24 protein-coding genes are annotated in these 24213 nt (G+C 58.7%); 16 read left to right on the top strand and 8 right to left on the bottom strand.

The window, feature by feature from the left end; genetic code table 11:
• The first annotated feature begins 3 nt into the window (after positions 1-3).
• Complete coding sequence (locus ACFVSJ_RS19650; protein ID WP_387438724.1) at positions 4-216, top strand: hypothetical protein; 213 nt, start codon at positions 4-6, stop codon at positions 214-216.
• Positions 217-540: 324 nt separating this feature from the next.
• Here the strand turns inward: ACFVSJ_RS19650 and ACFVSJ_RS19645 are convergent, their stop codons facing one another.
• Complete coding sequence (locus ACFVSJ_RS19645) at positions 541-1314, bottom strand: SGNH/GDSL hydrolase family protein (RefSeq protein WP_387438722.1); 774 nt, start codon at positions 1312-1314, stop codon at positions 541-543.
• Between the two features lie 89 nt (positions 1315-1403).
• Here ACFVSJ_RS19645 and ACFVSJ_RS19640 point away from each other — a divergent pair, with 89 nt between their 5' ends.
• A complete protein-coding gene (locus tag ACFVSJ_RS19640) occupies positions 1404-2069 on the top strand; it encodes a DUF3841 domain-containing protein (protein ID WP_387438720.1) in 666 nt (221 codons plus the stop codon).
• Positions 2070-2376: 307 nt separating this feature from the next.
• Here the strand turns inward: ACFVSJ_RS19640 and ACFVSJ_RS19635 are convergent, their stop codons facing one another.
• Entirely contained in the window at positions 2377-2667 is a 291-nt protein-coding gene (locus ACFVSJ_RS19635; protein WP_387438719.1) for a hypothetical protein, read from the bottom strand.
• A 223-nt stretch (positions 2668-2890) separates the two neighbouring features.
• Here ACFVSJ_RS19635 and ACFVSJ_RS19630 point away from each other — a divergent pair, with 223 nt between their 5' ends.
• The 4 genes from ACFVSJ_RS19630 to ACFVSJ_RS19615 are packed head-to-tail and all read left to right on the top strand — an operon-like array spanning position 2891 to position 6773.
• Entirely contained in the window at positions 2891-3283 is a 393-nt protein-coding gene (locus ACFVSJ_RS19630) for a MobC family plasmid mobilization relaxosome protein (protein WP_387438718.1), read from the top strand.
• Positions 3284-3287: 4 nt separating this feature from the next.
• Positions 3288-4904 carry a relaxase/mobilization nuclease domain-containing protein gene (locus ACFVSJ_RS19625; protein ID WP_387438716.1) on the top strand — a complete coding sequence of 539 codons (1617 nt, stop codon included), beginning with the start codon at positions 3288-3290 and terminating at the stop codon, positions 4902-4904.
• A gap of 28 nt (positions 4905-4932) precedes the next feature.
• Complete coding sequence (locus ACFVSJ_RS19620) at positions 4933-6165, top strand: hypothetical protein (protein WP_387438715.1); 1233 nt, start codon at positions 4933-4935, stop codon at positions 6163-6165.
• Positions 6166-6209: 44 nt separating this feature from the next.
• Positions 6210-6773, top strand: coding sequence for a hypothetical protein (locus ACFVSJ_RS19615; protein WP_387438714.1), 564 nt, complete (start codon positions 6210-6212; stop codon positions 6771-6773).
• Between the two features lie 19 nt (positions 6774-6792).
• Here the strand turns inward: ACFVSJ_RS19615 and ACFVSJ_RS19610 are convergent, their stop codons facing one another.
• A complete protein-coding gene (locus ACFVSJ_RS19610; protein ID WP_387438713.1) occupies positions 6793-7044 on the bottom strand; it encodes a hypothetical protein in 252 nt (83 codons plus the stop codon).
• A gap of 426 nt (positions 7045-7470) precedes the next feature.
• On the opposite strand from ACFVSJ_RS19610, the gene ACFVSJ_RS19605 reads away from it, so the two are divergent.
• From ACFVSJ_RS19605 to qatD, 7 genes are all read left to right on the top strand, one after another.
• Positions 7471-7755, top strand: coding sequence for a helix-turn-helix domain-containing protein (locus ACFVSJ_RS19605; protein ID WP_387438711.1), 285 nt, complete (start codon positions 7471-7473; stop codon positions 7753-7755).
• Positions 7755-9131: a type II toxin-antitoxin system HipA family toxin gene (locus ACFVSJ_RS19600; RefSeq protein ID WP_387438710.1), complete on the top strand. Its 1377-nt coding sequence runs from the start codon at positions 7755-7757 to the stop codon at positions 9129-9131. Before ACFVSJ_RS19605 ends, ACFVSJ_RS19600 begins: the two co-directional genes overlap by 1 nt.
• A 44-nt stretch (positions 9132-9175) precedes the next feature.
• Positions 9176-10282: a hypothetical protein gene (locus tag ACFVSJ_RS19595; protein ID WP_387438709.1), complete on the top strand. Its 1107-nt coding sequence runs from the start codon at positions 9176-9178 to the stop codon at positions 10280-10282.
• Positions 10283-10491: 209 nt separating this feature from the next.
• A complete protein-coding gene (locus tag ACFVSJ_RS19590) occupies positions 10492-12351 on the top strand; it encodes a P-loop NTPase fold protein (protein ID WP_387438707.1) in 1860 nt (619 codons plus the stop codon).
• Positions 12352-12397: 46 nt separating this feature from the next.
• A complete protein-coding gene (gene qatB / locus ACFVSJ_RS19585) occupies positions 12398-13159 on the top strand; it encodes a Qat anti-phage system associated protein QatB (RefSeq protein WP_387438706.1) in 762 nt (253 codons plus the stop codon).
• Complete coding sequence (gene qatC / locus ACFVSJ_RS19580) at positions 13156-14433, top strand: Qat anti-phage system QueC-like protein QatC (RefSeq protein WP_387438705.1); 1278 nt, start codon at positions 13156-13158, stop codon at positions 14431-14433. The genes qatB and qatC overlap by 4 nt, the downstream gene beginning before the upstream one ends.
• Positions 14430-15164, top strand: a complete 735-nt coding sequence (gene qatD / locus ACFVSJ_RS19575) for a Qat anti-phage system TatD family nuclease QatD (protein ID WP_387438703.1) — start codon at positions 14430-14432, stop codon at positions 15162-15164. Before qatC ends, qatD begins: the two co-directional genes overlap by 4 nt.
• Before the next feature lie 27 nt (positions 15165-15191).
• Here the strand turns inward: qatD and ACFVSJ_RS19570 are convergent, their stop codons facing one another.
• Positions 15192-15797, bottom strand: coding sequence for a hypothetical protein (locus ACFVSJ_RS19570; protein WP_387438702.1), 606 nt, complete (start codon positions 15795-15797; stop codon positions 15192-15194).
• A 324-nt stretch (positions 15798-16121) separates the two neighbouring features.
• Here ACFVSJ_RS19570 and ACFVSJ_RS19565 point away from each other — a divergent pair, with 324 nt between their 5' ends.
• Together ACFVSJ_RS19565 and ACFVSJ_RS19560 are read left to right on the top strand one after the other, a co-directional pair.
• Positions 16122-17441 carry a hypothetical protein gene (locus tag ACFVSJ_RS19565; protein WP_387438701.1) on the top strand — a complete coding sequence of 440 codons (1320 nt, stop codon included), beginning with the start codon at positions 16122-16124 and terminating at the stop codon, positions 17439-17441.
• 747 nt (positions 17442-18188) lie between these two features.
• Entirely contained in the window at positions 18189-18314 is a 126-nt protein-coding gene (locus tag ACFVSJ_RS19560) for a hypothetical protein (protein WP_387438698.1), read from the top strand.
• Between the two features lie 97 nt (positions 18315-18411).
• Here the strand turns inward: ACFVSJ_RS19560 and ACFVSJ_RS19555 are convergent, their stop codons facing one another.
• The 4 genes from ACFVSJ_RS19555 to ACFVSJ_RS19540 form a co-directional block, all read right to left on the bottom strand.
• Positions 18412-18933: a GNAT family N-acetyltransferase gene (locus ACFVSJ_RS19555; RefSeq protein ID WP_387438696.1), complete on the bottom strand. Its 522-nt coding sequence runs from the start codon at positions 18931-18933 to the stop codon at positions 18412-18414.
• A 105-nt stretch (positions 18934-19038) separates the two neighbouring features.
• Positions 19039-19347, bottom strand: coding sequence for a hypothetical protein (locus ACFVSJ_RS19550; RefSeq protein WP_387438695.1), 309 nt, complete (start codon positions 19345-19347; stop codon positions 19039-19041).
• A 283-nt stretch (positions 19348-19630) separates the two neighbouring features.
• Entirely contained in the window at positions 19631-20365 is a 735-nt protein-coding gene (locus ACFVSJ_RS19545; protein ID WP_387438694.1) for an adenylate/guanylate cyclase domain-containing protein, read from the bottom strand.
• Positions 20366-20367: 2 nt separating this feature from the next.
• Positions 20368-20964 (bottom strand): Pycsar system effector family protein, encoded by a 597-nt coding sequence (locus ACFVSJ_RS19540; RefSeq protein WP_387438693.1) that lies wholly within the window; start codon positions 20962-20964, stop codon positions 20368-20370.
• Between the two features lie 272 nt (positions 20965-21236).
• On the opposite strand from ACFVSJ_RS19540, the gene ACFVSJ_RS19535 reads away from it, so the two are divergent.
• Positions 21237-24194, top strand: coding sequence for a LamG-like jellyroll fold domain-containing protein (locus tag ACFVSJ_RS19535; RefSeq protein ID WP_387438692.1), 2958 nt, complete (start codon positions 21237-21239; stop codon positions 24192-24194).
• Positions 24195-24213: the final 19 nt, after the last annotated feature.

The raw sequence follows: 24213 nt of genomic DNA, 5'->3' as shown, positions 1-24213 counted from the left end.
ACCATGCTGATGTTCGATGTCATGTCCCAGAAAACCAAATTCACCGTAGCGGTCATCGCAAACGTCCTGACCGTGCTGCTCGCTTTATCCTGCGTTCCAATGATCCCGTCGATGATGGACGCCGGCGCTCCGCTGTGGTTGATTGTCCTGCCACTGGTACTAACGATCATCTTCGCCACCGTCTCGGGATGGCTCTGGAGAAAGGCCAGGGATTAGCATGTTGCACGCCGACCACGGCGGCGAACTGATCCATAAAGAACCGGGAAGCAACGTCCGCAACTCAGCATCGCCGTAAAAGCTCTGACGGATTCTTCCGGACAGTGATGACAAAGACCGGCAAGGACGTCAGCTGAACCCCACCGTCGCGTGAGAATGTGAGCCTCCGCGTCCACCCAGCCCGCCGCGCGCCGTGCACTCACTCCAGCTAAAAGCCCTAACCATCTCGTACGAGCAGGTGGAGAGTTTTGACGCCCCGGATGGTCCGGAGAAGGGCCTTGGAGAAATTCGGCTGGACCGCCTTCGACGTCATGTATTAGGCGTTCAGATGCCTCGGCCTGGGGGCTGTGTCAGGAGGTTTTTGATTTTCTCCGCCAGGAATTGCTGTCCCTCGCTGCTGGGGTGTTCCCCGTCCGGGCCCAGCAGTGGCGAGTCCGGCCCGGAGACCCACTGTTCTGCCACAGGGTCAACAAACTCGGCCCCGGCGTCGAGGGCCGCTGCCCGCTCCTGATCACGGATTACAGTGACGTCCGCTTCGAGGGTGTCGAAGCCGGTCAGCGGACCGACCATGATGGACCTGGCGTGGGGAGCCAGGGCCTTGGTTTCCGTGAGGGCATCTGTGAGGGCGGCACGCAGCTCGGCGGGGTCTTGGCCGGCGTCGTTGTCCGAGCCAAAGAGCACAACGACATCCGTTGAAGACTTAACGGAGGCACTGATCTGTGAGGTGAAGGTGGCGTCTTCGTCGCCGATGGCAAGGTAGCCTGCCCCATTTTGGGCCGCGCTGGTGATCTTCACCGGCACCGGAGCTGAACGGAGCTCCTCACTGAGGAGGCGGGGCCATGCTTCTTCCGGGCTGGTTCCGTATCCGGTGCTGAGGGAATCACCGATGATGACGATACGCTCGGGCGCGACCGGCCTGTGAGCCGGAAACATTACCCGCTGGTGGGTTTTCGGTTGTTGAGCCTGCAGCTCCGTGGGGTGCCCGGCAGCGAGGGCACTCCCAAGGAGCGCGACGGCAACGGCGAAAGCACCAAGAGCAGCGACGCGTGTGCCCGAGCTGTGGAAGCCCCGACTTATCGACCCGTGTCGTCGTGCCATGGTCCCAAGAATAGACTCCGTTGCCAGCTTCCGGGTTGGCCGTAGCGTTGCCGGGTTTTCTTGTCGGTGGGTGGGGTGATGATGTGCGCATGAGGTTTCCTGTGCGGAGCGTGCCGGTGGGCGAGGCGGTACCGCCGGGACGGATGGGTTATGACCTTCACGCGCCGGTGTTGCTGCTGCACACCATCCAAAGCGCGGACGCTTTCGACGAGCTCGTGGCCACGGGGCGGATTGTTCCTGATCCTGCACGGGCAGAGCCGGCGTTCGCTGAGGCGTATGGGTGGATGCTGGACCGGATGGGGGCACGGCTGCCGACGCGGGGGAGTGGGGCGTTGTGGTTGTGGGCGAAACTGCCCCGGGCGGAGCTGGTGGACTCATGCCGGCTCTCCCGGAACGAGGTCCTGCTGACCTGCCGGATCCCGCGGGAACGGGTGCTGCTTTCTGACTTCATCGCCTGGCACCAGGTCCTCAACCGACACCCCTACGTGCCCCCGCTTTCGGGGGAATCCAACGACGCTTTCTCGGCGCGGATCGATACGGTCTTTGACGATTTCGAGGACCGCCTCCATGCTGCGGGGATCCGCAGACGGGACGAACCTGTCCGTTCCTGGCCTCCGGCGTTGCGGGCCGGGGTCGAGGCGTCCTGGGAATCCATCTTCGACCTGGCCACGTACGAAAGTGGCTCCGTGTGGCAGGGAACTGTCCACGAGCTCCGTGAAGCCGACGTCATCGACGCAGCCCACCTGACCCGCTAACCCAAACCTCAAAACCGGCCACCGCATTCGGCGACACTGCCTCATCACCCGGGCCAGAGCGGCCCCTGTTGTCCCGGCTGAAAAGAACCCAGCCACACCCGTCCGGTGAGCCGGGCACTTTTGTCTTGGACCATGGGAAACCCACCCGCCGAGCCGCAACCCTGGTAAACGTGGAGCCGCCAGAATCGCTGTACGGGCTTCCAAGGTCGCGTCGGCCCAGGCCGGGCCGGATCACCATGCGGCAGAGGCTTTAGCAACACCCGAGCACCGCCCGTCAGGGCGGTGCATTTCCCCACCCCTACTACGCCTAGTCGGCGAGAGTTACGGCGGCAGGGGTGTTCTTCTTGCCTCGGGGGCGCCCGCCGGCGCGCTTGGTGGGTGCGTCCAGGCCGAAGCCGCGCAGGTCGGGTTCGGTCCAATCCGCGCGGAGCGCGGCCGCGAAGTCTTTTGCGTACTTCTGTTCGGCCGCGGCGAGCAGCGCGGCGGCTTCGGCCACCTCGACGCCGCTGGCTGCGGCAGTTCGGACGGCGTTGACTTTCAGGTCGCGTGCAGCGTCGATTTTCGCTGCCGCTTTAGCGGCAATGTCGTTGATGTCCATACCCATTACGCTACCCACACCCACCGACGGGAGCGGGGAGTTTTCCCGGCGCGCCCCCAAACCGCACCAAAACCACCCAACAGAAGCCTACGGAGCAAGCTATACATTTACACGGGTGTAAATGGCGTGTCGCTCACGGACCCTGGCGGGTTTGTGAGCCACACTGGCTTGTGGGTCCCCGGTTCGGGGTCGCTGCGCTGGGCCTTTTGGGAGGGGGATTGGGATGCCGGAAGAGGAGAACACTGGCCGCCCGAACCTCTCCCGGCGTCGTCGTGCGAACACTCCGGCAGGGTCGAAGAAGCGCCGTGATGTGTGGGTCACGGTGGAAGAGGAAGCGGCGCTCGTTGCCAGGGCCGAGCGGGAGAAAGTGACTGTGCCGAACCTGCTGGTGTCGGCCGCGTTGGCGGAGCGCACGGATTCACCGACGGAACGGCGGGCCATCGGCGCCGAGTTGATGCAACTGCACAACTTGTTGGCGCGGTCGTCGAACAACATCAACCAGCTCGCACGTCAGGCCAACGCGACGGGTGAGTTCCCCGTTGAGGCCCGTGAAGCGTTGAAGCATATCCGGTCGGTGGCGCTGCGCATTGACCGGGCTATTGAGGGATTGATGTGAGCAAATGATCCCGAACATCACCCGCGGTTCACGGATGGCCGGCCTGATGGTTTATCTGGCCTCCACGGATACGGACAAGACGAAGAACGCGCACACTGACCCGCACCTGGTGGCCGGGGACGCGGCGGTCATGGCGTGGTACGACGACGGCGTCCTGGACAACGAGGACGCGATCGCGATCGCGAAGCACCTGGATCAGCCACGGAAACTGTTCGCCGTCGAGGTTAAGGTCAAGGACTTCGCCTGGGACGCGGCGAAGAAGGAACGCGTCCACGTCGGGTACAAGGACGCGAGCGTGTGGCATTGCTCGCTGAGTTTGCGCGCCGAAGAGGGCGCACTGACGGACCAGCAGTGGGGCGACATCGCCAACGACTTCGTCGACGCGATGGGCTTCACCGCAGCCAGCGGAAAAGCGCAATGCCGGTGGGCGGCGATCAACCACGGCACCAGTGAGAACGGCAACCACCACATCCACATCGCCGTCTCCTTGGTCCGGGAAGACGGCACCAAAGCTTCTACCCACGGGGACTACAAACGAGCCCAGCAAACCTGCCGTGAGCTGGAGGTCAAGTACGGGCTCGAACAGCTCTCCACCCTGTACGCGACCCGTGGTTACGACCGTGCCGAGAAGGCCACCGCCGCCCGCGATCAGCGAGAGATGCACAGGGCATCGTTGGCGCGGAAGGTCCGTGCCGCTGCCAGTGCCTCGGCCACCGAAGGGGAGTTCGTCCGCCGCGCCCGCAACACGGGGATGCTGCTCCGTCCGCGGTATGCGAAGAACACCACGGACGTCATAGTCGGTTACTCCGTTGCCGAACGCCCGAAGTCGGGGGAGCGGCCCATCTGGTTCGGTGGCGGCACCCTCGCGTCCGACCTGAAACTGGGGGCGCTGCGGCAAGGATGGATGGACTCACCGCACGCCGCGACCGAGACAGCGGCCGAGTGGAACGCGGCGGCACGCAACAAACGCGCCGTCTCAAGGACCGGGCCTGAGAAGGCGACGCCGTCGCCGCAGGTGTGGGTGGAATACACCCGCAACGCGGCCGCCCTTGCGGAGCAACTGCGGTCGGTTCCGCTGGATGATCACGCGACCTGGGCGAATGCCGCACGGGACGTTTCCGGGGCGTTCGCTGCATGGTCCCACCGTCTCGAACCCACCCCGGGGCCGTTGGCGGCCACCGCCGCTGAACTGTCCCGTACAGCGCAGCTCCGTGCACCGCAGGTGCACAGCAAGCCCGTGGCTTTGCCGTCCATTGCCGGCACGGCCATGCTGTTCCTGGCCGCGTCGTCGAAGAACAAAACGGCAGCGCAGGCAGCGCTCATGGTGCAGCTGGCGAACATGGCGGCCGCCATCTACGAGATGCACAAGCAATCCGGCCGGGCACGGGAAGCCGAAAGGATCCGCGCCGTCGTCGCAACGCATCTGAAGCCCTTCGCCGGAACCATGCCGCGACCTGTTACCGTCGGCGCGCCGGAACAGGCACCGGAGTCAAACCCGGTGGAACGTGGCCTGCGCGGCATGGCCCCCATCCGTCCCGGCTCCGCTGTCCCAACCACAGCAACACCCGCGAAACCACCGGCCCGGACGGGACGGGAATCCGGGCCTGTCATTGACCGATAACAAACACCACTAGTGCGAGGGGAACACCATGAGTGAATCGGACGGAATGGACGACCTGCTGGACGGCGGACTGCGGCAATCGCTGATGATCGCATCACGCATCGCGGAAACGCTGGCCCGCCACCGGCAGGAAGCACAGCGCCAACAAGAACACCACGACACCCAGGCCGCACACGAAGCCCAGGCACGCCTGACAGCCGAACGAGCCGCTGCCCGGGCCGCACTGGGCCCGGTGGAAAAGGACCAGTGGTGGGACAAAGCCCAGCCCTCCGACATCGCCACCGCCTACGCCGTTGCCGAAGCATGGAAAGACCATGACCCGGCAGCCCTTGCCGCGTCGGAGAAGATCCGTCAGGAAGTCCTGACACGCTACGGCATCGACACCCACGACGTCGGCACTGACACCGCATACCTGGAATCAGGGATCCACACCATCGCCACCGAACGGGCACGGCAGGAAGCCCTGGCCCGCGGCCAGGAACAGTCCCGCAAAGCAGCCGCCGAACACGAAAAGGCCATGCAGCTGCTCGCAGCAGCCCGTGCCGAAGAACTCCGCGTCCAAGCCGCGAACCTCGCACCCGAAATGGAACGCCACCACGTGCCCGTGGAATACCTGGCCAACCCCGAACTCGCCCAGGCACTGCAGCGGGCGCACAACGCGAAAACCCCGAAAGCGGTGGAAGTGGCGGACGGTGAGATCAAGGAGCGGATGTTCCTTATCGGCAAGGACGGCATTAACGGGCCCAGCATCGACCAGCTCCGCACGGAAACCACCGCCAACGTCAACGGTGCAGGCGAGGATCACTTCAAAGACCCCGCCTTCGTGGACGCCGCCAAGAAACTGCACGAAGCAAAACTCCTCGCCGAGGGCGGCTTCACGGGCGACCAATGGTCAACCCAGGAACAACGATACGAACGCGCCGAGAAGGAACTCTTCACCCGCATCAAGAACCTCGGCCGGGACATCGAAAAGCAGGTCACCGGCACCAACGACAGCCCCCGTATCACAGACCAGGGGCTCAAATCGGAGACCGCATCGGCGGCCGCCTACGGCTCCGCCGAACACCACCAGCAATTCGCCGAAGCCCTCGCCACCACCGGCGCAACAGAACCCCAAATCCGGGGCCGGCTCGCCGCAGCCCGCAGCGAAGGAAGCCACCCCGGCGCCGCCGTCACCACAGCAGGGGCCGCGAAAGCACGCAAAACCAGCCGCGGGATGGCAGCAGGTGCCGAACGGACCAAGAACGGCCCCAGCCGTTAGAGCGAAATCCGGGAACCAACGCGAACTCAAAGTTAGGGTGGAACATGGGTGAGAACGACACGTCAACGAAGCCAGTAGCGGCGAAAGCTGAGCGCAGAACGAAGCCGAAGCGGAAGAGTTTCACGCGACGGCAGGAACTCGCCCGTCAATGGTTGGAGCGGCTCGTGCCGCCGGACCGGATCACCGACGAGCGGGTGAACGAGCTGGCCGCTGTCGTGGACAGATACCGGCCCGGCAGCAAGTTCCTGACCATCGCCGACGCGATGATCAGAAACAACGAAACCCCCACCATGAAGAAGGTCGCTGCCCGGTACGAGTCCCGCAAGAACGCTTACCTGCGTCGCAACGTTCCAACGGCGCCAGTGGAACTCACTCCCGCTACGGCTGACCAGCTCACGACCATGATCCGTGCCTCTTGGGAACGTCGAGGCCACGGACCCGCCTGGTCAGAGATCGGCACCGTCATGGGGTGGGACCGTGCCCAAACCCGGCACGCTCTCACCAGCCTCCGCACCGACGGGGCCATTTCCTTCACCGAGGAAGCCGGCTCCCTCACCCTCACCGGAAAGGACGCGCACAGTAGTTCCACTGCCAGGAAAACGGCCTGACCGTGGTGTTGATCCGTTCTCAGGCATCGAGGCCGACAACCAAAGCGAGATAGTCGCCGGCGGCTTCCTGAAACCCGTAATCAAGCCAATAGTTTCTCAGGGCAGCCTTGGCAGCTACGTGCCGTGGTGACCCTTCAAGGACACCGTCGGCGTACAGGGGGGCGGCTTCCAACACGACGAGTGTGGTGTTCCGCGCCGCCGTGGCCAGGATCGCCTTCAGGATGGCGTGCCCGCTCCGGTGGCCACGGAACCGTGGATCGATGCTCAGCAACGAGAGAACCAGCAGGTCCCGCCGCGGTCCATCCAGGCGGCGAAGAGTAGGTCGGGGCGTTCGTGCACGAGAATCTCGGCAGCGACCCAACGCGCTATGCCGAGCAGTCCCCCGTCCCGTAGAAAATAGACGCCTCTAGAGCTTCTGAAAGGACGTCCGATACTGCTTAGAAGACACTTGCTCAACATCGGCAACTGTCTTTGCAGGCGTTCGCATGACGGCGTTCGCATCGATGTCGGCTCTAACGCCTCGATAGTTCAGCACATTTGAAGTGATACCAGTCCCTGCCACGACCACAGCCAGTACCTGACTCGAGGGAGCCGGGGTGCGGGAGAGATTTCAGACCTCTAGAACCAGCCGGGAGTGGTTCCTCCATAAGGTAGCTGTTTCTTTGCATTAGCTGGCCTAAGGGAACAAAATAGCTACATGAACAACAAGGACGCTCTGCGCCGTCTAGGAGATAATCTGAGGAGTCGAAGAATCATTCTGGGACTGTCCCAGGAACTCGTCGCTGAACGAGCCGATATCTCACGACCGACGCTCATGCGGCTAGAAGCCGGTGAGGGCGGAAAGATCGAACACTTGATGACTGTGGCATCCGTGCTAGGAGTTGCTGAAGACCTCATTGGTTCCCTCGACCCTCTAAGTACTGATCTGGGCAGGGCTCGGGCTCACCTTCTGAATAGACGTCGCGTCCAGAGGAGGGGATAGTGGGGGCTCGGACTATCAGGCGGGTTGAAGTACTCATCAATGAAACCCTGGCCGGTGTACTGGATGTTGAGACGGATGCGCTTTCTCCTCGTGAGCATGTCTCATTCACATACGCTGATAGCTGGCTGTCTGCTGCCGAAGCCTTCGAGATCTCACCAGAGCTGCCGCTGCAGAGAGGCCTTCAGAATCCCACGTTGGGTCGCGAGTTGTTCGGCTCTTTTCAGGACGCAGCCCCGGATGACTGGGGCAAGAAGCTTTTATTCGAAGAGCTGCGTCAGCAGGCAATCGCCAAGGGTGCCGGCCGTATCCCGCCTACGGGAGAAGCCGGATACCTACTTTTGGTGAACGACGAGACCAGACAGGGTGCACTTCGCTTTCGGGAAGACGGGAAGTTCTTATCGTCGTGGGGGAGGAGTGCTGGAATACGCGACCTAGGGGTGCTCGCGGAAGAAGCTCAGCTCTTTGCTGAAACCGGTGAGGTCAAAGAAGAAAACTCGCTACTTATAGGTGCTGGTTCATCTCCCGGTGGTGCTCAGCCAAAGGCGTGGATACGGGATGTCGACGGGTCCATGTTGTTGGCGAAGTTCCCGAAGACTTCGGACGTCGGGAACGTGCAATTGTGGGAAATGGTGGCTATCAAGCTTCAGCAGCGGGCGGGTATTAGAGTTTCAGATTCGCGACTCATGCCGCTCTCGGAGTTTTCCCACATCTTCCTCACTCGGCGATTCGATCGCGATGGAAGCCGTCGCATCCCATACATGAGTGTTCGCACAGCCCTTCAACTCGACACGTACTCGCACCCTGACTACGTTAAAATTGCCTCCGAGGTCGCACATATCTCCGCGGAGCCTGTCCAGGACGCCAACGAGTTGTTCAGCCGGGCCGCCCTAATCGCCATGGTCAACAACACCGATGACCACATGAGGAATCACGGGCTGCTGCGCACCAAGAAAGGCTGGCGCTTGTCGCCGTCTTTCGATGTCAACCCTGTGCCCATGGGTACATCGGAAACGCCGCTCACTCCAAATGGCGGGCTCTTCGACCGTGACGTTAGAGATCTTCTGGACTTTGTTGATGCTTTTCGGCTGACCAGGGACGCAGCTATTGAGCGTCTGCATCGAGTAGCTGACGCAGTCTCCCATTGGCAGGAGGACGCCGTCAGCCTCGGAGCTGAAACTGATTCTTTTGGCTTTATGTCCAAGGCCTTTGAAGGAGAGAATGCAAAGCGGGTGGCATCCCTGAAGTCAGCGCCCGTAGTAATAGACCTGGGTGAGTCATCGGCCGCGGTACCCGCACGCTCTCAGGGTGATGTATGGATACCCGAGCATATGCGTGGCGGGAAGCGGGTCAAAGGGCACTTCCGCCGTCGGAGCTGAACTCGATGTGCTCCGCCCCGGCCGTTAGTGTGTAAAGGAGAGCCTTGCCGGATTTGGAACCAATCGAAGCGATAGCACTGGAGATCGCTCGGACTGACATGCACTATGTGGCGGCGACTTTTCTCAATGCGTCGCCGGCGTTGGCGACAGCCGAGATCGCGTTGCTTCAATACGGCGTCATGGCCGCATATGAATCGCAGGTGTATTTCGGGAAGTCCCTAGGCTGGAAGCTTGAGGCCGGCTGGGCTGTGGACATCGCGAAGGCTGCCAGAATGAGCGGCAAATTCTTCGCCGATAACAAACGCAACCTCGAGGGTGTCGTCACACACTTCGATAAGCTATTGAGAGCGAACCACGGGGCGTTCTTTCCCGCGAAGCGAGCCAAGTTTTTTGACTTTCTTCGGGATGACCTCTCCGTCATAACGATTGATGGTCGTCCATATACGAGCCTTCTCAGCGCACACTACTTGACCGGGCTCGGACCATCGGAGACAGCATCGCTAGACTCGGTCGGGCCCGCTATCCATAAGTTGAGCGTTGGTATCGGCAACGTCGCTGGCATTTTGCTGCAGGGTTCGGATCTTGCCATGCATGCCCTGCCACCGATGCCTTCCATTGAGTTCTGGGACACCAAGAGTGCAGAGGCGATAAACCGACTGTTCGGTGGTGCGCTTTCGCAGTCACTTGCCGCGGCGCTGCTGACGGTCCAGAGCATTGCAGTGACAGCCGAGCGAGGTACCGCACGCGCTGCATGTTTGGCGTGCGAAGCCGGCGCGCGTAAGCATCGCTTCGTCGCGCTTTTCCAGTCGGTTACCTCGTTGGCTATCCTTCGCAAGGTGGCTCCCGAGCTTGTACCCGCTGAGATGCACGCCTTTCTCGACGAGCCGGAAAGTCAGTGGCTCCTCAGCCAGCGAAAGCTGCGCAACGGCCTCATCCACCTCGGAATGCAAGATATTGCACCGCAGATCAAGCCTGGCGACACCATTGACCACGCAGTTGCGATATATACGAAGTTGGCAGCAGATGAAGTCTCCGCGCGAATTAGCGACCATCTGAGCCGTTTTATCACGGTTCTTACAACGTGGATGCTCAAACCCACGACTGAAGGCAAAATCTTCATGACCGCGCTGCGGAGACCACCTCAGAACTAGAAGAACGAGATCAGAGCTGCGTCGACACTGTGGGGATTCGCCGCTTACATCCGAGTGCGGTCCGGGTCTTTCTCGGCAGGACCCTGTATGACGGCTGATTTTAGTGGCGCGCCTGACGCTTGTATGCGCAGTAAACGTGGCATTCTAAGACGGACCAATTACTACTCAGATCGCCGACAAGAGGCTGGGACTAGAAAGGCGATCCTGCCATGTGGCTCGACAGTGAAACTGACCGGGATTTCCTAAATTTCGAAGGTGTTGCGGACACCATTGCAGAAGTCATCGTCAGCGCCAGTGGGAGGCCGGTGTCTATCGGTGTCTCGGGTGCCTGGGGTGTTGGCAAATCGTCCATGATCAAACTGACTAAAGCGGCCCTGGAGAAGCATCAGCCTGATGAAGGCAACGGGAAGTATCTCTTTGTCGAGTTCAATGCCTGGCTTTACCAGGGCTATGACGACGCTCGAGCTGCCCTCTTGGATGTCATTGCCAATAAGCTGGAGGCAGAAGCGACCCAGCGGAAAACAGGCATGGACAAAGCCCGCGACTTCTTGGGCAGGGTCAAATGGTTTAGGCTCGCCAAGCTGCTGGCCGTGCCTGCAGCGTCGTTGGCTCTCGGAATTCCTCCGGTGGGGCTTCCAGGCGAGATCGCAAGTCTGGTCAAGGAAGGAATGACGGGCCAGCTGGAGGGTGAAGATGTGGAAAAGGCCGGCACGCTGGCTGCAAAAATTTCTGCTGGAGGCCAGGCTTTGCTCAGCCCCCAGCACACCACGTCACCGCCAAAGGAGATACAGGCCTTGCGGGACTCGTTCGAAAAGGCTTTGGAGGGCATCGGAGTTACTCTCGTCGTTCTTATCGACGATTTGGATCGGTGCATGCCGGGGACCACCATTTCTACGCTCGAAGCGATTCGCCTCTTCTTATTCCTGAAGAACACAGCTTTCGTGATCGCGGCGGATGACACCATGATCAAGCATGCGGTCCGAAAACATTTTGAGGGACTAGACGACGATGAGCTTGTCACCAACTATTTCGACAAGCTTGTTCAGATCCCTATTCGAGTGCCCGCACCGGGGACTCAAGAAGTGCGCGCGTACCTGATGATGCTCTTCATCGATAACAGCGAACTACGCAATGAACACAAGGATGCGCTGAGATCCGCCATCGCCGCCCAGCTCCGCGAAACCTGGAAGGGGAAGCGGGTCGACCGCTCGTTCGTTACCAGCATCGGCATCGAGCTTTCCCCGTCACTTGTCGGGCGGCTTGATACTGCTGATCGCCTCGCACCATTGATGGCCAGCTCCAATCGGATTGCAGGAAATCCACGTTTGATCAAGCGGTTTCTCAATGCATTGTCAATTCGGATGAGTATTTCGAAAGCGCAAGGGGTCGGCGTCGATGAGGCGGTACTCACTAAGCTACTTCTCTTCGAACGCCTAGCCACCCCCGCGGCCTACGCGGCGCTCAGCAAAGCCGTCAACACAGATACAGACGGTAAACCAAGAATTCTAGGCCCTTGGGAGGATGCGGCCTCCAAGAACGAAGAGTTCTCGCTCGAAACTCCATGGGACGATGATTTCGTCCGGGAATGGATTGCCCTGCCGCCAATGCTTGCTGACCACGATCTACGAGGTGCTCTTTACGTGGGACGCGAACAGGCTCCGTTGATTACTGCTGCTGACAGGCTTTCTTCCGAAGCCGCAGGATACCTGAGCGCTTTGTTGGAGAGCCCAACTGAGGCAGAGGTACTGATTGAGAGCCTTGCTCTCATACAAAAGGCGGAACTCACGACCATCATGGACCGACTGTTGGTCGAGGCCGGCAGGGTACAGGAATGGGGCGCGCCTCCCATATTGGATGCCTGCACCGCGGTTGTGACTGCCGATCCTAATCAGGGCAGCCGACTTGCAGGATTCCTCATGAACCGCCCTGGCCAGCAGATTCAACCGGGGATCGTTCCCAAGATAGGATCCCAGCCGTGGGCGAAGGAAGTGTTCGACCATTGGCTGGGGTCAACGGAAGTAGAAAACGTCGTCAAGAAAGCTATCAGTGGGAACATCGCAAAGCAGTAATGGGCCGACCGCCGGCGTTGCCCTGGTCCCGCCATGGGCGGACGACGTGGAGTCACTCGACGATGGATCGCAAGAAGCTCCCGCCGACGCCGAAGGATCAGCAGGTGAAGAACAAACTGACACCTCGCTGACGCTTTTGGCCCCCACGGCCAGATTCCGGGGGGCGCGGCGATCTCTCGGTGAATATGCCCGCAACGGCGACAGTCGCGAACTACGTCGAGCTTTAGGGCATTACGTCCGCACTGGCTACGGGGGCTCCGGAACGATGAATCGCCGCCTCGGAGGAACGGGAGCGACGGCCAACCGGCTAGGGGGAGTTCTGCGATCGGGCAGGATGCCCGATGGCACTGAACTTCGTGACGCAATAATAGCCAGCGGGAGCGACGTCAACATTGTTCTCGACGCCATCGCGGACGCTGCCAGCCCAATTGACGGGACCCAGGACAAAGAAGCATCTCGCCGTGCAGTACGCGATTCGCTGTCGGAGCTCCTAGTGAAGTATCCCGATGCGGATTTGGCAGCGCTCACTGATGACCAGCGTATGTTCGTTATTGAACGCTACGCGGCCTTGGACGTGTATGGGCGATTTTGTCTGGATCTCCAGAAAACCGTCTTGGAGAAGGCCTCCGATGCGGCAACTGGGCTCCGGCGAATGAAGAGCATCCGAGACTTCGTCGTCCAACAAGTTGCGGCTGCATTTAGGGCCGTACGTGAACGCGGCTCTATGACTGATACCAAAAGTATTGCTCGACTGACCAGCCGGGCATTGCAGGAGACCCTGTCGGTGTTTGAGGAGTACACAACGTGAAGTACCTGAGTGGTCCCCGCGATATGTTTGCCCAGCGGGAGGCAGCGGTCACTCCTATCCTGCTTTTCGAGAAGGATAGCTCACTGAATATTCCATCTGCAGGATGGTCTGCCGGCGACGTTGTCCGGCGTCAACAGTTGCTTCCCGACCCGGCGGCTTGGGACCTACTAGCTATCGCTTTGTCAGTAGTCGTTGCCGATGGCCAGAGCAAACGATCCGATAGTCCGGATGGGTGGACTCGCGAATTTGAGCTGGATATCTCCCTTTACGACAGCGACCGTTGGTCGCCAGTATCGAGTGCCGTTGAGGCCGCATTGAGGTTTTTAACGACTGATCTGTGGACTATGTCGTTCCGCCCGGGTGGTGTTTTCCCCAGAGCCCCCAAAAAGCCCCGATATCCTGCAGCGGAAGCCGTCGTCCTGCTTTCCGGGGGTTTAGATTCCCTTGTTGGTGCGATCGATCTGTCCGCACAAGGCCGAACTCTATTCGCCGTCAGCCAAACCGTGCGTGGTGATGCCGAGAAGCAGGAACGATTCGCGAAGCGAATAGATGGGGTTCTCGACCACTTGCAGGTTAACCACAACGCAAGTACACCCCGCGGCGAAAAGGAAACCTCTCAGCGCTCCCGATCATTGATCTTTCTGGCATTCGCGGTTCTAGCAGCCACAGCCACACAACGCTATCGGGATGGTGAAACCGTCACCGTCTATCTGTGTGAAAACGGATTCATTGCCATCAATCCGCCGTTGACAAGTGCCCGAATCGGTAGCCTCAGCACTCGCACAGCCCATCCGGAGTTCCTCGGAAAAATTCAGCAAGTCCTTGATGCCGTTGGGCTGAGAGTTCGTATCGAGAATCCTTACTCCGAGAAGACTAAAGGGGAGATGCTACAGGAATGCCTCGATCAGACACTTCTACTCAGTGAGGCACATATTTCCACGAGCTGCGGGAGATTTCAACGATTTAACTACCAACACTGTGGGCGCTGTGTGCCATGTCAGATTCGACGGGCAGCATTCGTCGCTTGGGGTCGAAACGACACAACCCCATACGTTTTCGACAATCTCGGCCGACCGGACGAAGATCATTCGGCCTTTGATGATGTTCGTTCGGTAGCTATTGCACGGCTGACAGTCCAGGAGGATGGCCTCGACCGGTGGCTCGGTCCAGTTTTGAGCTCACCACTAATCAAGAACAGGCCAGAGCTCAGGAAAATGCTTCAACGAGGCCTCGATGAATTAGGCGTGCTGCAGGCGAAATACGGGCTGTCATGATCGACTTTCACTGTCATCTGGACTTGTATCCTGATCCCCACGACGTAGCCGCGGAGGCGCAACGCCGAGGCATTGGTGTCCTTTCTGTGACCACGACACCGTCAGCATGGCAGGGCACATCAAAGCTTGCCGTTGGGCGACCCGTGATCAAGACGGCCATAGGCCTGCACCCCCAATTGGCTGCGGAACGAAAGCACGAGGTCGGGTTGCTCGAGCTTTACCTGCCCGAAACCCAGTTTGTCGGCGAAATAGGACTCGATGGGTCACCGGAATCACGAGCATCCTGGGCCGATCAGGAATTCGTTTTTGACCGCATTCTGCGGGCCTGCCGTGAAGCTGGAAACAAAATCCTGTCCATCCATAGCAGACGTGCAGCTGACCCGGTAATGGCCATGCTGGAACAACTTGGAGGGACGAACAAACCGATCCTCCACTGGTTTTCTGGGACTCAGAACCAGCTCAAACGTGCTATCGATCGCGACTGCTGGTTCAGTGTTGGTCCCTCGATGTTGACCGGGGCAAAAGGCAAAGATCTAGTGGCAAGAATGCCCAAGAATCGGATATTGCTAGAGACGGATGGCCCATTCACTCAAGTACGTCGAGCGAGTGCCAAGCCGTGGGACATAGAGGAAAGCTGTGAACTCTTGGCTGGCTTGTGGGGAAAGGATTTGGGAGCGGTTGAATGGCAAATCAGGCACAATGAGCGCATTTTGATAGGGATGACACCGTAGGGGATTACCGCCAGAAGCCCCTGCCTTTTACGAACTGAACTGCGCGACGAGCCCCGTCCTGGAACCAAAGGGAAAGCCAAGTTCTCGCTGGGCTATATTCATCAGCAAGGCAGCAGCCTTTGAGGCTCGGTCCACGGACGCGTTGAAGTCTTCCTTTGACAGCTCGGGATGGTGGTCGGCCAATGTTAGGAAGAGATTACCGGCGGCCTCTGCCAAGTCACCATCGGCAGTAATCTGCAGGATGGCCCAACGACGCTGCAGATCTTCCTGCAAAGGGAGCACCGTCTCCGTATAGTCCTCGAGTTCCTTGATGAAGTCAGCTCTGTTGTCCTCGGCTACATGTGGTGCCTCAGGGTAGTTGGCGAGTATTACACGACGTGAGGTCAGAACATGGTTACGAAGCCTGTAGTTCGCAACCAACATGTCGGAGATGTGACCGACCGTTTCAGTGCGCCATTTTTCCTTATCGACCAGAAAACGCTCGTCATCGTGTTTGATCCGGTCAGCTATCCGCTGATCTCTGGCGTTTTGCTTGGTCGTGAAGTGAGAGATCAATCCTCCAAGAACTGTCCCGATGAGCGCAGACCACCACGGTGACTGTCCTTGAACTAGAAACTGAACGAACTGATCCATACGCCTTATTTCTTTCTGAGACTGGTGACGAGATGAAAGGTACGACATCGAGGACGAAGAAAGCCCGGTGTGTCCGGTGTCTTTGTCGGGCAACACCGTAGTACCTGCTGAGTGTGTCCCAAGAGACGCGTTCGGCAGGGGCGGCGACCAGGGCTTCAACGAGTTGGCTTTCCTCCCTATGATTTTCGCCGAGAACCTAAAGAAATTGGTACTCTTCTTCCTCAGTACGTTCGGAGAGGTCCGCGACGGGAGTGAAGGCGCAGGCCCCCGGCACCCGAGTAGTGTCTGGGCAGCCTCTGTGTTCAGAGGTTTCTTCTGATTTGTGTGGCCGAACCGGGCGGAACGAAGCCGCGCTTTAGCCGTGTATTACTGCGTTCCCTCCGCAGCCGTGAGAAGATCATCGCCATGGCGTACAAAACTCCTAAACTTGTTGTAGACAGGTACTCGAAAGTGCTTTGGGAGCTAGCTGAGTACACTGCCGCCATTTTGGCATTGGTTTGGTGTGCCGCCTACTTTATGGGGATAATTTTGAACCCCGGCCATCAGGTCAACGACTTCATCTCACCTTGGATCGATGCCCTTTTTGTTTGGTTCGTTTGGAAGGACCCTCCAGTTGTGCTGGCCGTGGTCGTGCCCTTGGCCATCGCCCTCCAAGTAGCGGTTCATGGGCTGCGATCTGACATGGCCTCTAATTTTGATACAGACCGCCCCCCTCGTGTTCGTGAACAGGAGTTGGAGCGTATTCGAATGTTTTCACGGATTGCTGTAGTCACCGCCTCACTCATTGCAATCTTTACGGTCTTCACCGTACTGAGTGGCCTACTTGGCGGGGCGGGCGAGCGTAACGAAGCCATGTCTGCAACTGTGGCTTTTTGCGGCCTGGTTACTGCGACCTTGTGCTTGGATGCCGCTCGAGTCGCGACGACCCAGGATTTAGAGCAGCGACTTGTTACTGCCGTTGCTTGGCAGCAGAAGTGGAAGCAGCGCCTTCAACGGGTTCGGCGTGATGTCCCATCCCGCCGACGCTCATGGGCGATCGCCCTCGTGTTGATTTTCTTCGTTGTAATCATACCGGTGGCTTTGTCTGATTACCGCAATCAAGACGGGCTGACTATTCCTCCGGGAGTCGAAGGAGTAATACCACGAGTTGGGGTTTGCATCGCACTCATTATCGTTTTAGCAGTGTTTCTGCTACTTAACTTTATAGCTCTTCTTATAGTGGCTGTTATCCCTAATATTTCGCTCCTTTTCCGTATAGTGACACTAGTTGTGTTCATAACTCCAACCTCGATGATCCTGATAGGTAGCATTATTAGCTCTAGTCAAACCGGGCCGCTAATGAGGGTCACGGTTGGATTGTTTCCAACTATCACCCTGATTTCCATGCTTTACGCTTGGTTCCAGATTACGCGCATCTCCTCAGGGCCGGTAACCAGGTTTAGTTTCGGGTTTCATACTCTTCTTCGATTATGGGCTTTCGGGGTTGTATTGCACTGGTATCGAGTCTCCAATGACAATGTTTCGTGGTTGAGCCACTCCTTGCACGTGCCCGCCGTGGACTCAGCAACGCAAAACCTCGATGAGCCTGCCCATGGCCGCAGGGGTGCTTTGCCCAGATTGCTGACAGACCTCTTTAGGCGTTGAAGGTGTAAGCGTGGGCGGTCACGCCAATAGCGCGTGACTCCGACATTGATTAGGGCTGCTTAAAGCTGGGAAGTTGTAATCGTGCACGGCCCGAAGCGTGGAGGCCGGGGTGACGTCTTTGCCGCGCCACCAAAATGGACGCACGGTCCAGGGCATGGTCCGATGTCGCTGCAGTACTGGCATAACGAGAAGTTGGATGCCATCAACCAGGACAGACAGGGTGTCACAGTGAGGAGGTCGAGCTTGTTCGTGGACGCGGCGTTAGACAGTGCAGCGGTGGGCTTCCCATCGCATATTCGGAGGCTCCAATGAGAACGGTGTTCTCGACCCCGTGGGCGCTTCCTGGTGGAAACAGCGGGCCCTTTACGACGCAATAAAGGATGCCTACGCGCTGTACTCGTCAATGATGTCTCTCGCCCGGGGACCGATCCATAATCAAATCGGCGGCAAGAACGTAAACCAGCGACGAAGAAAGACATTCTTCTGGAGCCGGAAGCTCTGATGGCCTTCCTTAAGGCCAGGACCGTTCCCATGGCGCATGAAGCGGCTGGACGTCGTCGCCAGTTTCGCGTGCCACAGCTGACTCAACAGGCGACGGCGGGTTTAGCCCCGCTGATCGAGACCCGGGGCAGCGTGACCCGCGGGATTGGCACCCCAACGATGCGAACTTAGGACGCCTGGTACCCCTTCTCAGGCCTGCAACGGTTTCTCGCAGGCTTTGCACGCTGAAACGCTTGGTCATCTTCGATGATCAGGCGCGAAGCTGAAACCTCCGATGAGGAGCTCATCGAAGCGCTTGATGGTCGCAAGATCGAAGCGCTTGATGGTCGCAAGATCGAAGCCGTACAACGGGGGTGGTTAGGCGAACTGTGAGGGTATCGACATCAGCCTCAACGCTGCCCGGGAGAAGCTGGCCCATGGCTAGGCAGGCCTCCTTGGGTGTTCCGTCATTTCCATCTGACCCCAAGGATTAAAACGGCCTTGGTCGCAACGCCCTGCTGAACCAGGATCCTTTGCCTGCCAATGGGATATTCACCTGCGCCCGGCCAATCATGAGCTGAATCTCGACGCCCGGCGGAAGCACACTGAAGCCGCACGCTTGATAGAAAGAAGCCGAGTCCGGCTCGGTCACGCCATAGAGACGCTTGAATCCGTGAAGTTGGGCGAGCAGCTCCCCGACCAGAGCCCGGGCGATTCCTTGCCGTCGGCAATCATCGCGGACCGCGAGGCTATAGATCATGGCGTGATCCCTAATGCCTTGGCTGGCTTCTGAGGCTGGAAGTCCATGACTGACATAGGCCCAGATTTGCTCGGCTGCCGCGCCCGCATGAATGGCCCCGACTAAACCGCCAGCGTCCCGGGCGGTGAGGATGTATGACGGAAACCCCTTAAGGGGATCGATTGCCCGGGCCATTAACGGGAACCGGTTGACAACGTGGATGTGAGATGTGAAGAAGGCCTCGATTTCCGATCGCTCGGCATCCGAGTTCACTCGGTCAATTTGCACAGGGAGCACTGACGGATCCTTTTCAGTTGTTTCGATTGCAGGGAAAGGGCGAGTGTGATGTAAGACGGGCTTTGAGGAGGAAGAGACGGGTCAGTACACGTCGACGTAGCCGGCCGGCAGCCCGATCGAGTGCTGGGGGAACGGCGTAAACGGAGTAAATGGTGTGAAAGGCGTAAAGGGGGTGAAAGGCGTGAAATGGGAGGGCGGATGCACCTTCTTCAGGAAGCGATCGCCGACGAGCGAGCCAAGGTACATCTTGGTCGCTACGCCGCACACGTCGTTGTCATTCCACGCAAGCCAGCCGATCCACTGCGCCGTCGGGCTGAATAGATTCTTGTCGATTTCGCTGGTGCGGAAGGCAACCCATTGTCCGAGCGAGTCGAAGTAGTGAATACTCATTTGCTCTCCTGAAGTAGTCGTTGGCGCTCAACGTACTTCATGGCACCGACAATCTAGTACCCAGAATCTCGCGGCCTGATGGGTTCAGGGCAACGTCTCCATAGGGGCTTCCACGCAAGCTGGGCTCGACGCTGGCCCCAAACTGGAGACTATCCAGGGGCGCGCCACCGTGGACGGTCCGCTCGTCGATAGCGAGACTCTTCAAGCCGTCCGCGCGTCCTCGACAGCACGTTCAGCCAGGAATGCGACGCCAACACTTAGCGACTTCGGCCGCTAAGAAAGCTCAGCCAAAGTTTTCAGCGATCCATTTGTTCATAGGCGTATGTATGACGTCTCCCACGTGCACGGTGCGGCCCATGTCGTACTCGTAGGAGCTTTTCAGAAGTCCTGAATTGTGCTCGTTCAGGTTGCCCGCGAAGTCAGCCCCGGCCCAGATCGGCTTGTTCCATCCTCGTCCTGCTTTGTGTGCCAAGTGAGCGGCACTGTTCACGACGTCACCCATGTACACCACATCGTTAATGCCGCTGCCGCTGTAGCCGGCCTTGATCATCAAAGCTCGGCCATAGTCGATCCCGATGCCGAAGTTCAGCGTGCTATACCCCTTCTTTTCCAGCTTGGCATTCAGCAGCTTTTTGAGCGTATTGGCCGTGAATGCCCTTTCGAATACCTCGTCTATGTCGGTCTTATAGGGAGTGTTGTAGACAGCCCACACGCAATCGCCGACGATGTTTACCTCTCGCACTTGTGAGGCACCGTTGAGGACTGCAACCATCTCGGAAATGAACGAGCGGTAGATCTTAGCTAGGACAGGGCGCGTGTGCTTGTCTGTAAGTCCTGACGAATCACGAATGTCCACGAAGACAGCCGAGCACGATCCGTAGAATCCATTGGTAAACGTCAGGTCATCGCGGTCCGGAAGAGCATGCGGCTCTTCAAACTTATCGCTGGATTGGTCCAGAATCGCATCAATCCGGCTGGCGCTGGAGACGTGGTTATAAAGCGAGTAGTTACCGTCCATGATTACCATCCTGCCGTAGCGATCACGGCGACGACGATAACCACGCCAACGGCAACTAGTTCCGCCATGATGGCCCGGTTGACGTACTTAAATTTCACCGTAGCAATGTGTGAGTTCTCGTGGATCTGCGAGGAGATTTGCCGAGTTAGCTTTTTAGGATCACTTGTCAGAGTGGACAGCACCTCGCGGTAAGTTGGCTGCCTCTTTGAGTAGTGCTTGGAGACACTGCCGAAGAACAAGAGATTGACCGATTCCTCGTCGGGATCTTCGCTGTTACCTGAACGGCTCTCCACCCGTGGGAACAGAGCCAGGTAGGCGAAGACAACAGAGAGTAGAAGGGCTGCCACACATGCAACTACGGCAACCACAAGGCGGCATGTCCACTGCTGCTCGTCTTTCACAAGGTTGAACAAGACCGTGCTCGTGACCCCAATGAATGCCAAAGTGACACCAGTCTTAGTATCCGCATACCTCACCCACTCGTTGACGATTGAGAGTGCTTTCCAGGCATGATCCGGCTGGGGCGGAACGGCAGCATCTTCCGTCGCTGACGGAGCAGTCGGGGAATCCTTAACAGGCTTCTTGTAGACCCAAGGCACTTCGTAGTTCCATTCGCTAGGACGACAGAATCTCCATTATCGACGTTTGAGTGGCCCCAGGGCACGCTGCTCTGTGAACAGGCGGGCGCTACCCCCGACCACTCCGGCGCGAGATTCGTCACAGTGCACACTTTCCTGAGTGTTGACTGGATTTTGTTTGGCAAAAACCTTATGGGCGGGTTAGGCTCCTCTCGCTAGTCGAATTTGGGGGTTTTCGGACGGCAACTGACGCATCCCTCTGTCGAGTGACTTTTGCTCCGGAAAGTGATGCTGTGGCTTCTTCTGCTGCCTTCCTTCGTCGTGCCTGCGCACCTGCGCTGGCGCTCACGTTGCTCCTTGCTGGCTTGTCAGCGCCTGCTGTTCTTGCTGCTCCCTCCAATCAACCAATTGAGACACCGCCGACTGCTGAACCGAGCCCGGAATCTTCCACGCCTCCGGAGCCTGGCTCAGAGCGGGCTGCTCAATCAGAGGCCAAGGCATCCGGGGAGAAGGTCGTTGTCGATGACGCCACGACCCCGACGGATCTGACGGTTGCGAATCCGGATGGCACATTTACCCGGACCATGAACACAGCCCCGGTCCGGATGGAGACCAGCGAGGGCTGGGTTGATATCTCCACGGACCTCGTTAGGACCGTCGAAGACGGCAAAACGGTTATTAAGCCTGAGCAGATCCCGGTTGATCTGACTCTGGGGGCTGGTGGCTCAAGCGACATGGCCACGATCGACGACAAAGAGGGCCATTCGATCGCGCAGTCCTGGCCCTTCGGGACGCTTCCGGAACCCGTCATCGATGCCAACGTAGCGACCTACCGCCAGGTGCTTCCAGGTGTGGATTTGGTCCAGATCGCCCATCAAACCGGCGTTTCCCAGGTGTTGAAGATCGAATCCGCTGAGGCCGCCAAGGACCCTCGCGTCGTGCAGATGCGGCTGTTCCTTGATGCAGGAAACACCACCGTTTCAGAGACGAGCGAGGGTACCTTGACGGCTACGGGAAGCGATACCGGTCAGGTCGAACTGCACATGAGCGGTGGCCAGTGGTGGGACTCATCCCAGCCGGGCGCGTCCGCGTTGGACCCTGGTACTCCGGGCCTGACGCGGCCGTTCTCGTTCAGCCTTGGCCAGGAAGCCGGCAAGCAGACGCAGGTGTTTGGCATGGACGAGATCCTGCAAACTCCTGACTTGCAGTACCCCATCTACGTGGATCCGCCATGGAACACACCGCGGACCTCATACGTCTTTGTGGACACTGCTTACCCGAACACCTCGTATTGGAATGGCCAGTTCACTGACCAGACCATGAATGTCGGTTACCTGCCCAACTACTGGGCGCCGGACGGCGTGACCCACCTTGCTCGCTCGTACTTTCAGTTCGAAGGTAAGACGTTCGACGCGACAGCGAACTTGATCAACGCCCGTTTCGAAATTCTGGAGACGTGGTCTTCGTCCTGTACTCCTACGGGGATTGCATCGTGGATTACCGGTGAAGTTGGCACCGGCACGACTTGGAACAACCAGCCCCAGCTGAAGGTGCGCACTGACCGCGGCAATGTCGCTAAGGGTTATAGCTCTGCTTGCCCGGCCGGCATGGTTGGCTTCGATCTACTCGCTGCCGAGAACATTCTGCTGAATTCCTCGAAGTGGACGATCATGCTCGCTGCGGACAACGAATTGGACACCAGCGGATTGGCGTGGAAGCGGTTCGCGAACTCCGGTGCCATCAGGGTTGACTACAACCGCAATCCGATCGGACCGGCGATTCATTCGATACAGTCCGGTCGATGGACCGGCGCCCCGTGGGGAGCTACGTCCAAGTACGTCACGCGCATCCCCAAGCCCAAGTTAACCGCCATGGTTGGTGACGATGAGGACGGGGGCGAAATAAAGGTGGTCTACAGTGTTCGCAGAGCCTCGGGTGGCGGAAGTATCTTCAGTGGGGTGGTAGAGAATGCCTCCCCTAAATGGCACGCGGAAACCATGGAGTGGGGCTCCGCGCCAGCCCTGGTCGAGGGTGACTACGTCTTCGAAGCCAGAACTTACGATGACTGGGGTGGCATATCGCCACTCATGAACTTCGCCTTCTCGATTGATCTGACTCCACCAGTGGCTCCGAAGATTACGCCAGTGGCGGGGGCCAAATACGCCTATACACCTGATGCAGATGGCGTGGTCAGGAAATATACCGATAACAACAACGCGCCGGGTGATGCCTCCTATCCGTTCCTCATTAGCAACGGATACACCACGGACCGGCAACTTCGTGCTGACGGGTTTATCTATTCGGTGAGCAGGGATGCGCCTGCCCTTCCGCTCGCCGATGTCGATGTTACCTGCCAATCACCTCCCAAGAGAGAGTTCATTATCGTATGCCCAGGCGCAGATAGTGTGGTTGTGAATATCGGCGCAGTGAACAAGACAACTTACTTGACAGTGTGGGCCTTCGATGCCGCGGGGAATGTCGCCGATATCGGTGAGGACTACCAGCGGGGCGATGCAATGAAGGTAACGTTGACGGTCCCGGAACCTGTCCTTACCAAGGGTGTCGTCGATTTGGTTCCGTCGGGTAACGCAAAGTGGACCGGCATATTCGCAGACGGAAACCTCAAAGAGCAGCGCGTTCCTGAGGGATCGTGCGGGGATGTTGCTCCCACAAAGCCATCGAACGCGCGTGCGCTGCAGTTCAACCCGGGAGCCGGCAAAGCTGAAACCGCCGCTGGAGCCGTGGACACGTCCGGTGATTTCAGTATTGCTGCGTGGGTCTGCCCCACGAGTGTAGGGGGAGGGAACATACGTTCCTTGATCACCCAGCTGGCGGGTACCACTCCGGGCGCGGCTCTGGAGATTGGTGAGACGGGCAAAATTCGGTTGCAAGCCTGGACCGGGGGGCAAACCAGCCACATTGTCGAACATGTCGGGACACTTCCAGTTGACAAGTGGTCCTATGTCACGGCCGTCTACGACAAGATCAACCGCCAGCTCAGACTCAGCGCGCAGGTAAGCGGTTCAATCTCAAACTGGGTCATCGCGGCCTCGCAGCAGAACATTCTGGCAGCCACGCCAACGCAAAAAGTTGTAGTAGGACAAAGCATCGGAGGCGTTCAGCAGTTCAACGGTAAGATCTATCGCCCGATAATGACAGCCGAAATTCTCACCGATGAACAGTTTTCCACCGTGCAGAAGGCCTTCGCCAATGCAGATGGCATCACCGAAAAAGAAGGTCTGCTCCGTTGAGAATTCAGAGAAAATTAGC

It is taken from the genome of Paenarthrobacter sp. NPDC058040 (assembly GCF_042885775.1).
GTDB lineage: Bacteria > Actinomycetota > Actinomycetes > Actinomycetales > Micrococcaceae > Arthrobacter.
The sequence above is the reverse complement of the archived record's forward strand: the minus strand, read 5'-3'. Positions and strand labels throughout refer to the sequence as shown.

Bases quoted from the DNA above. Each gene is read 5' to 3' on its own strand.
- ACFVSJ_RS19550 (WP_387438695.1), bottom strand. From the start codon at position 19,347: ATGAGTATTCACTACTTCGACTCGCTCGGACAATGGGTTGCCTTCCGC.
- ACFVSJ_RS19650 (WP_387438724.1), top strand. From the start codon at position 4: ATGCTGATGTTCGATGTCATGTCCCAGAAAACCAAATTCACCGTAGCG.
- ACFVSJ_RS19605 (WP_387438711.1), top strand. From the start codon at position 7,471: ATGAACAACAAGGACGCTCTGCGCCGTCTAGGAGATAATCTGAGGAGT.
- ACFVSJ_RS19615 (WP_387438714.1), top strand. From the start codon at position 6,210: ATGGGTGAGAACGACACGTCAACGAAGCCAGTAGCGGCGAAAGCTGAG.
- ACFVSJ_RS19560 (WP_387438698.1), top strand. From the start codon at position 18,189: ATGATCAGGCGCGAAGCTGAAACCTCCGATGAGGAGCTCATCGAAGCG.
- ACFVSJ_RS19625 (WP_387438716.1), top strand. From the start codon at position 3,288: ATGATCCCGAACATCACCCGCGGTTCACGGATGGCCGGCCTGATGGTT.
- ACFVSJ_RS19630 (WP_387438718.1), top strand. From the start codon at position 2,891: ATGCCGGAAGAGGAGAACACTGGCCGCCCGAACCTCTCCCGGCGTCGT.
- ACFVSJ_RS19590 (WP_387438707.1), top strand. From the start codon at position 10,492: ATGTGGCTCGACAGTGAAACTGACCGGGATTTCCTAAATTTCGAAGGT.
- ACFVSJ_RS19645 (WP_387438722.1), bottom strand. From the start codon at position 1,314: ATGGCACGACGACACGGGTCGATAAGTCGGGGCTTCCACAGCTCGGGC.
- ACFVSJ_RS19640 (WP_387438720.1), top strand. From the start codon at position 1,404: ATGAGGTTTCCTGTGCGGAGCGTGCCGGTGGGCGAGGCGGTACCGCCG.
- ACFVSJ_RS19570 (WP_387438702.1), bottom strand. From the start codon at position 15,797: ATGGATCAGTTCGTTCAGTTTCTAGTTCAAGGACAGTCACCGTGGTGG.
- qatD (WP_387438703.1), top strand. From the start codon at position 14,430: ATGATCGACTTTCACTGTCATCTGGACTTGTATCCTGATCCCCACGAC.
- ACFVSJ_RS19545 (WP_387438694.1), bottom strand. From the start codon at position 20,365: ATGGACGGTAACTACTCGCTTTATAACCACGTCTCCAGCGCCAGCCGG.
- ACFVSJ_RS19635 (WP_387438719.1), bottom strand. From the start codon at position 2,667: ATGGACATCAACGACATTGCCGCTAAAGCGGCAGCGAAAATCGACGCT.
- ACFVSJ_RS19620 (WP_387438715.1), top strand. From the start codon at position 4,933: ATGAGTGAATCGGACGGAATGGACGACCTGCTGGACGGCGGACTGCGG.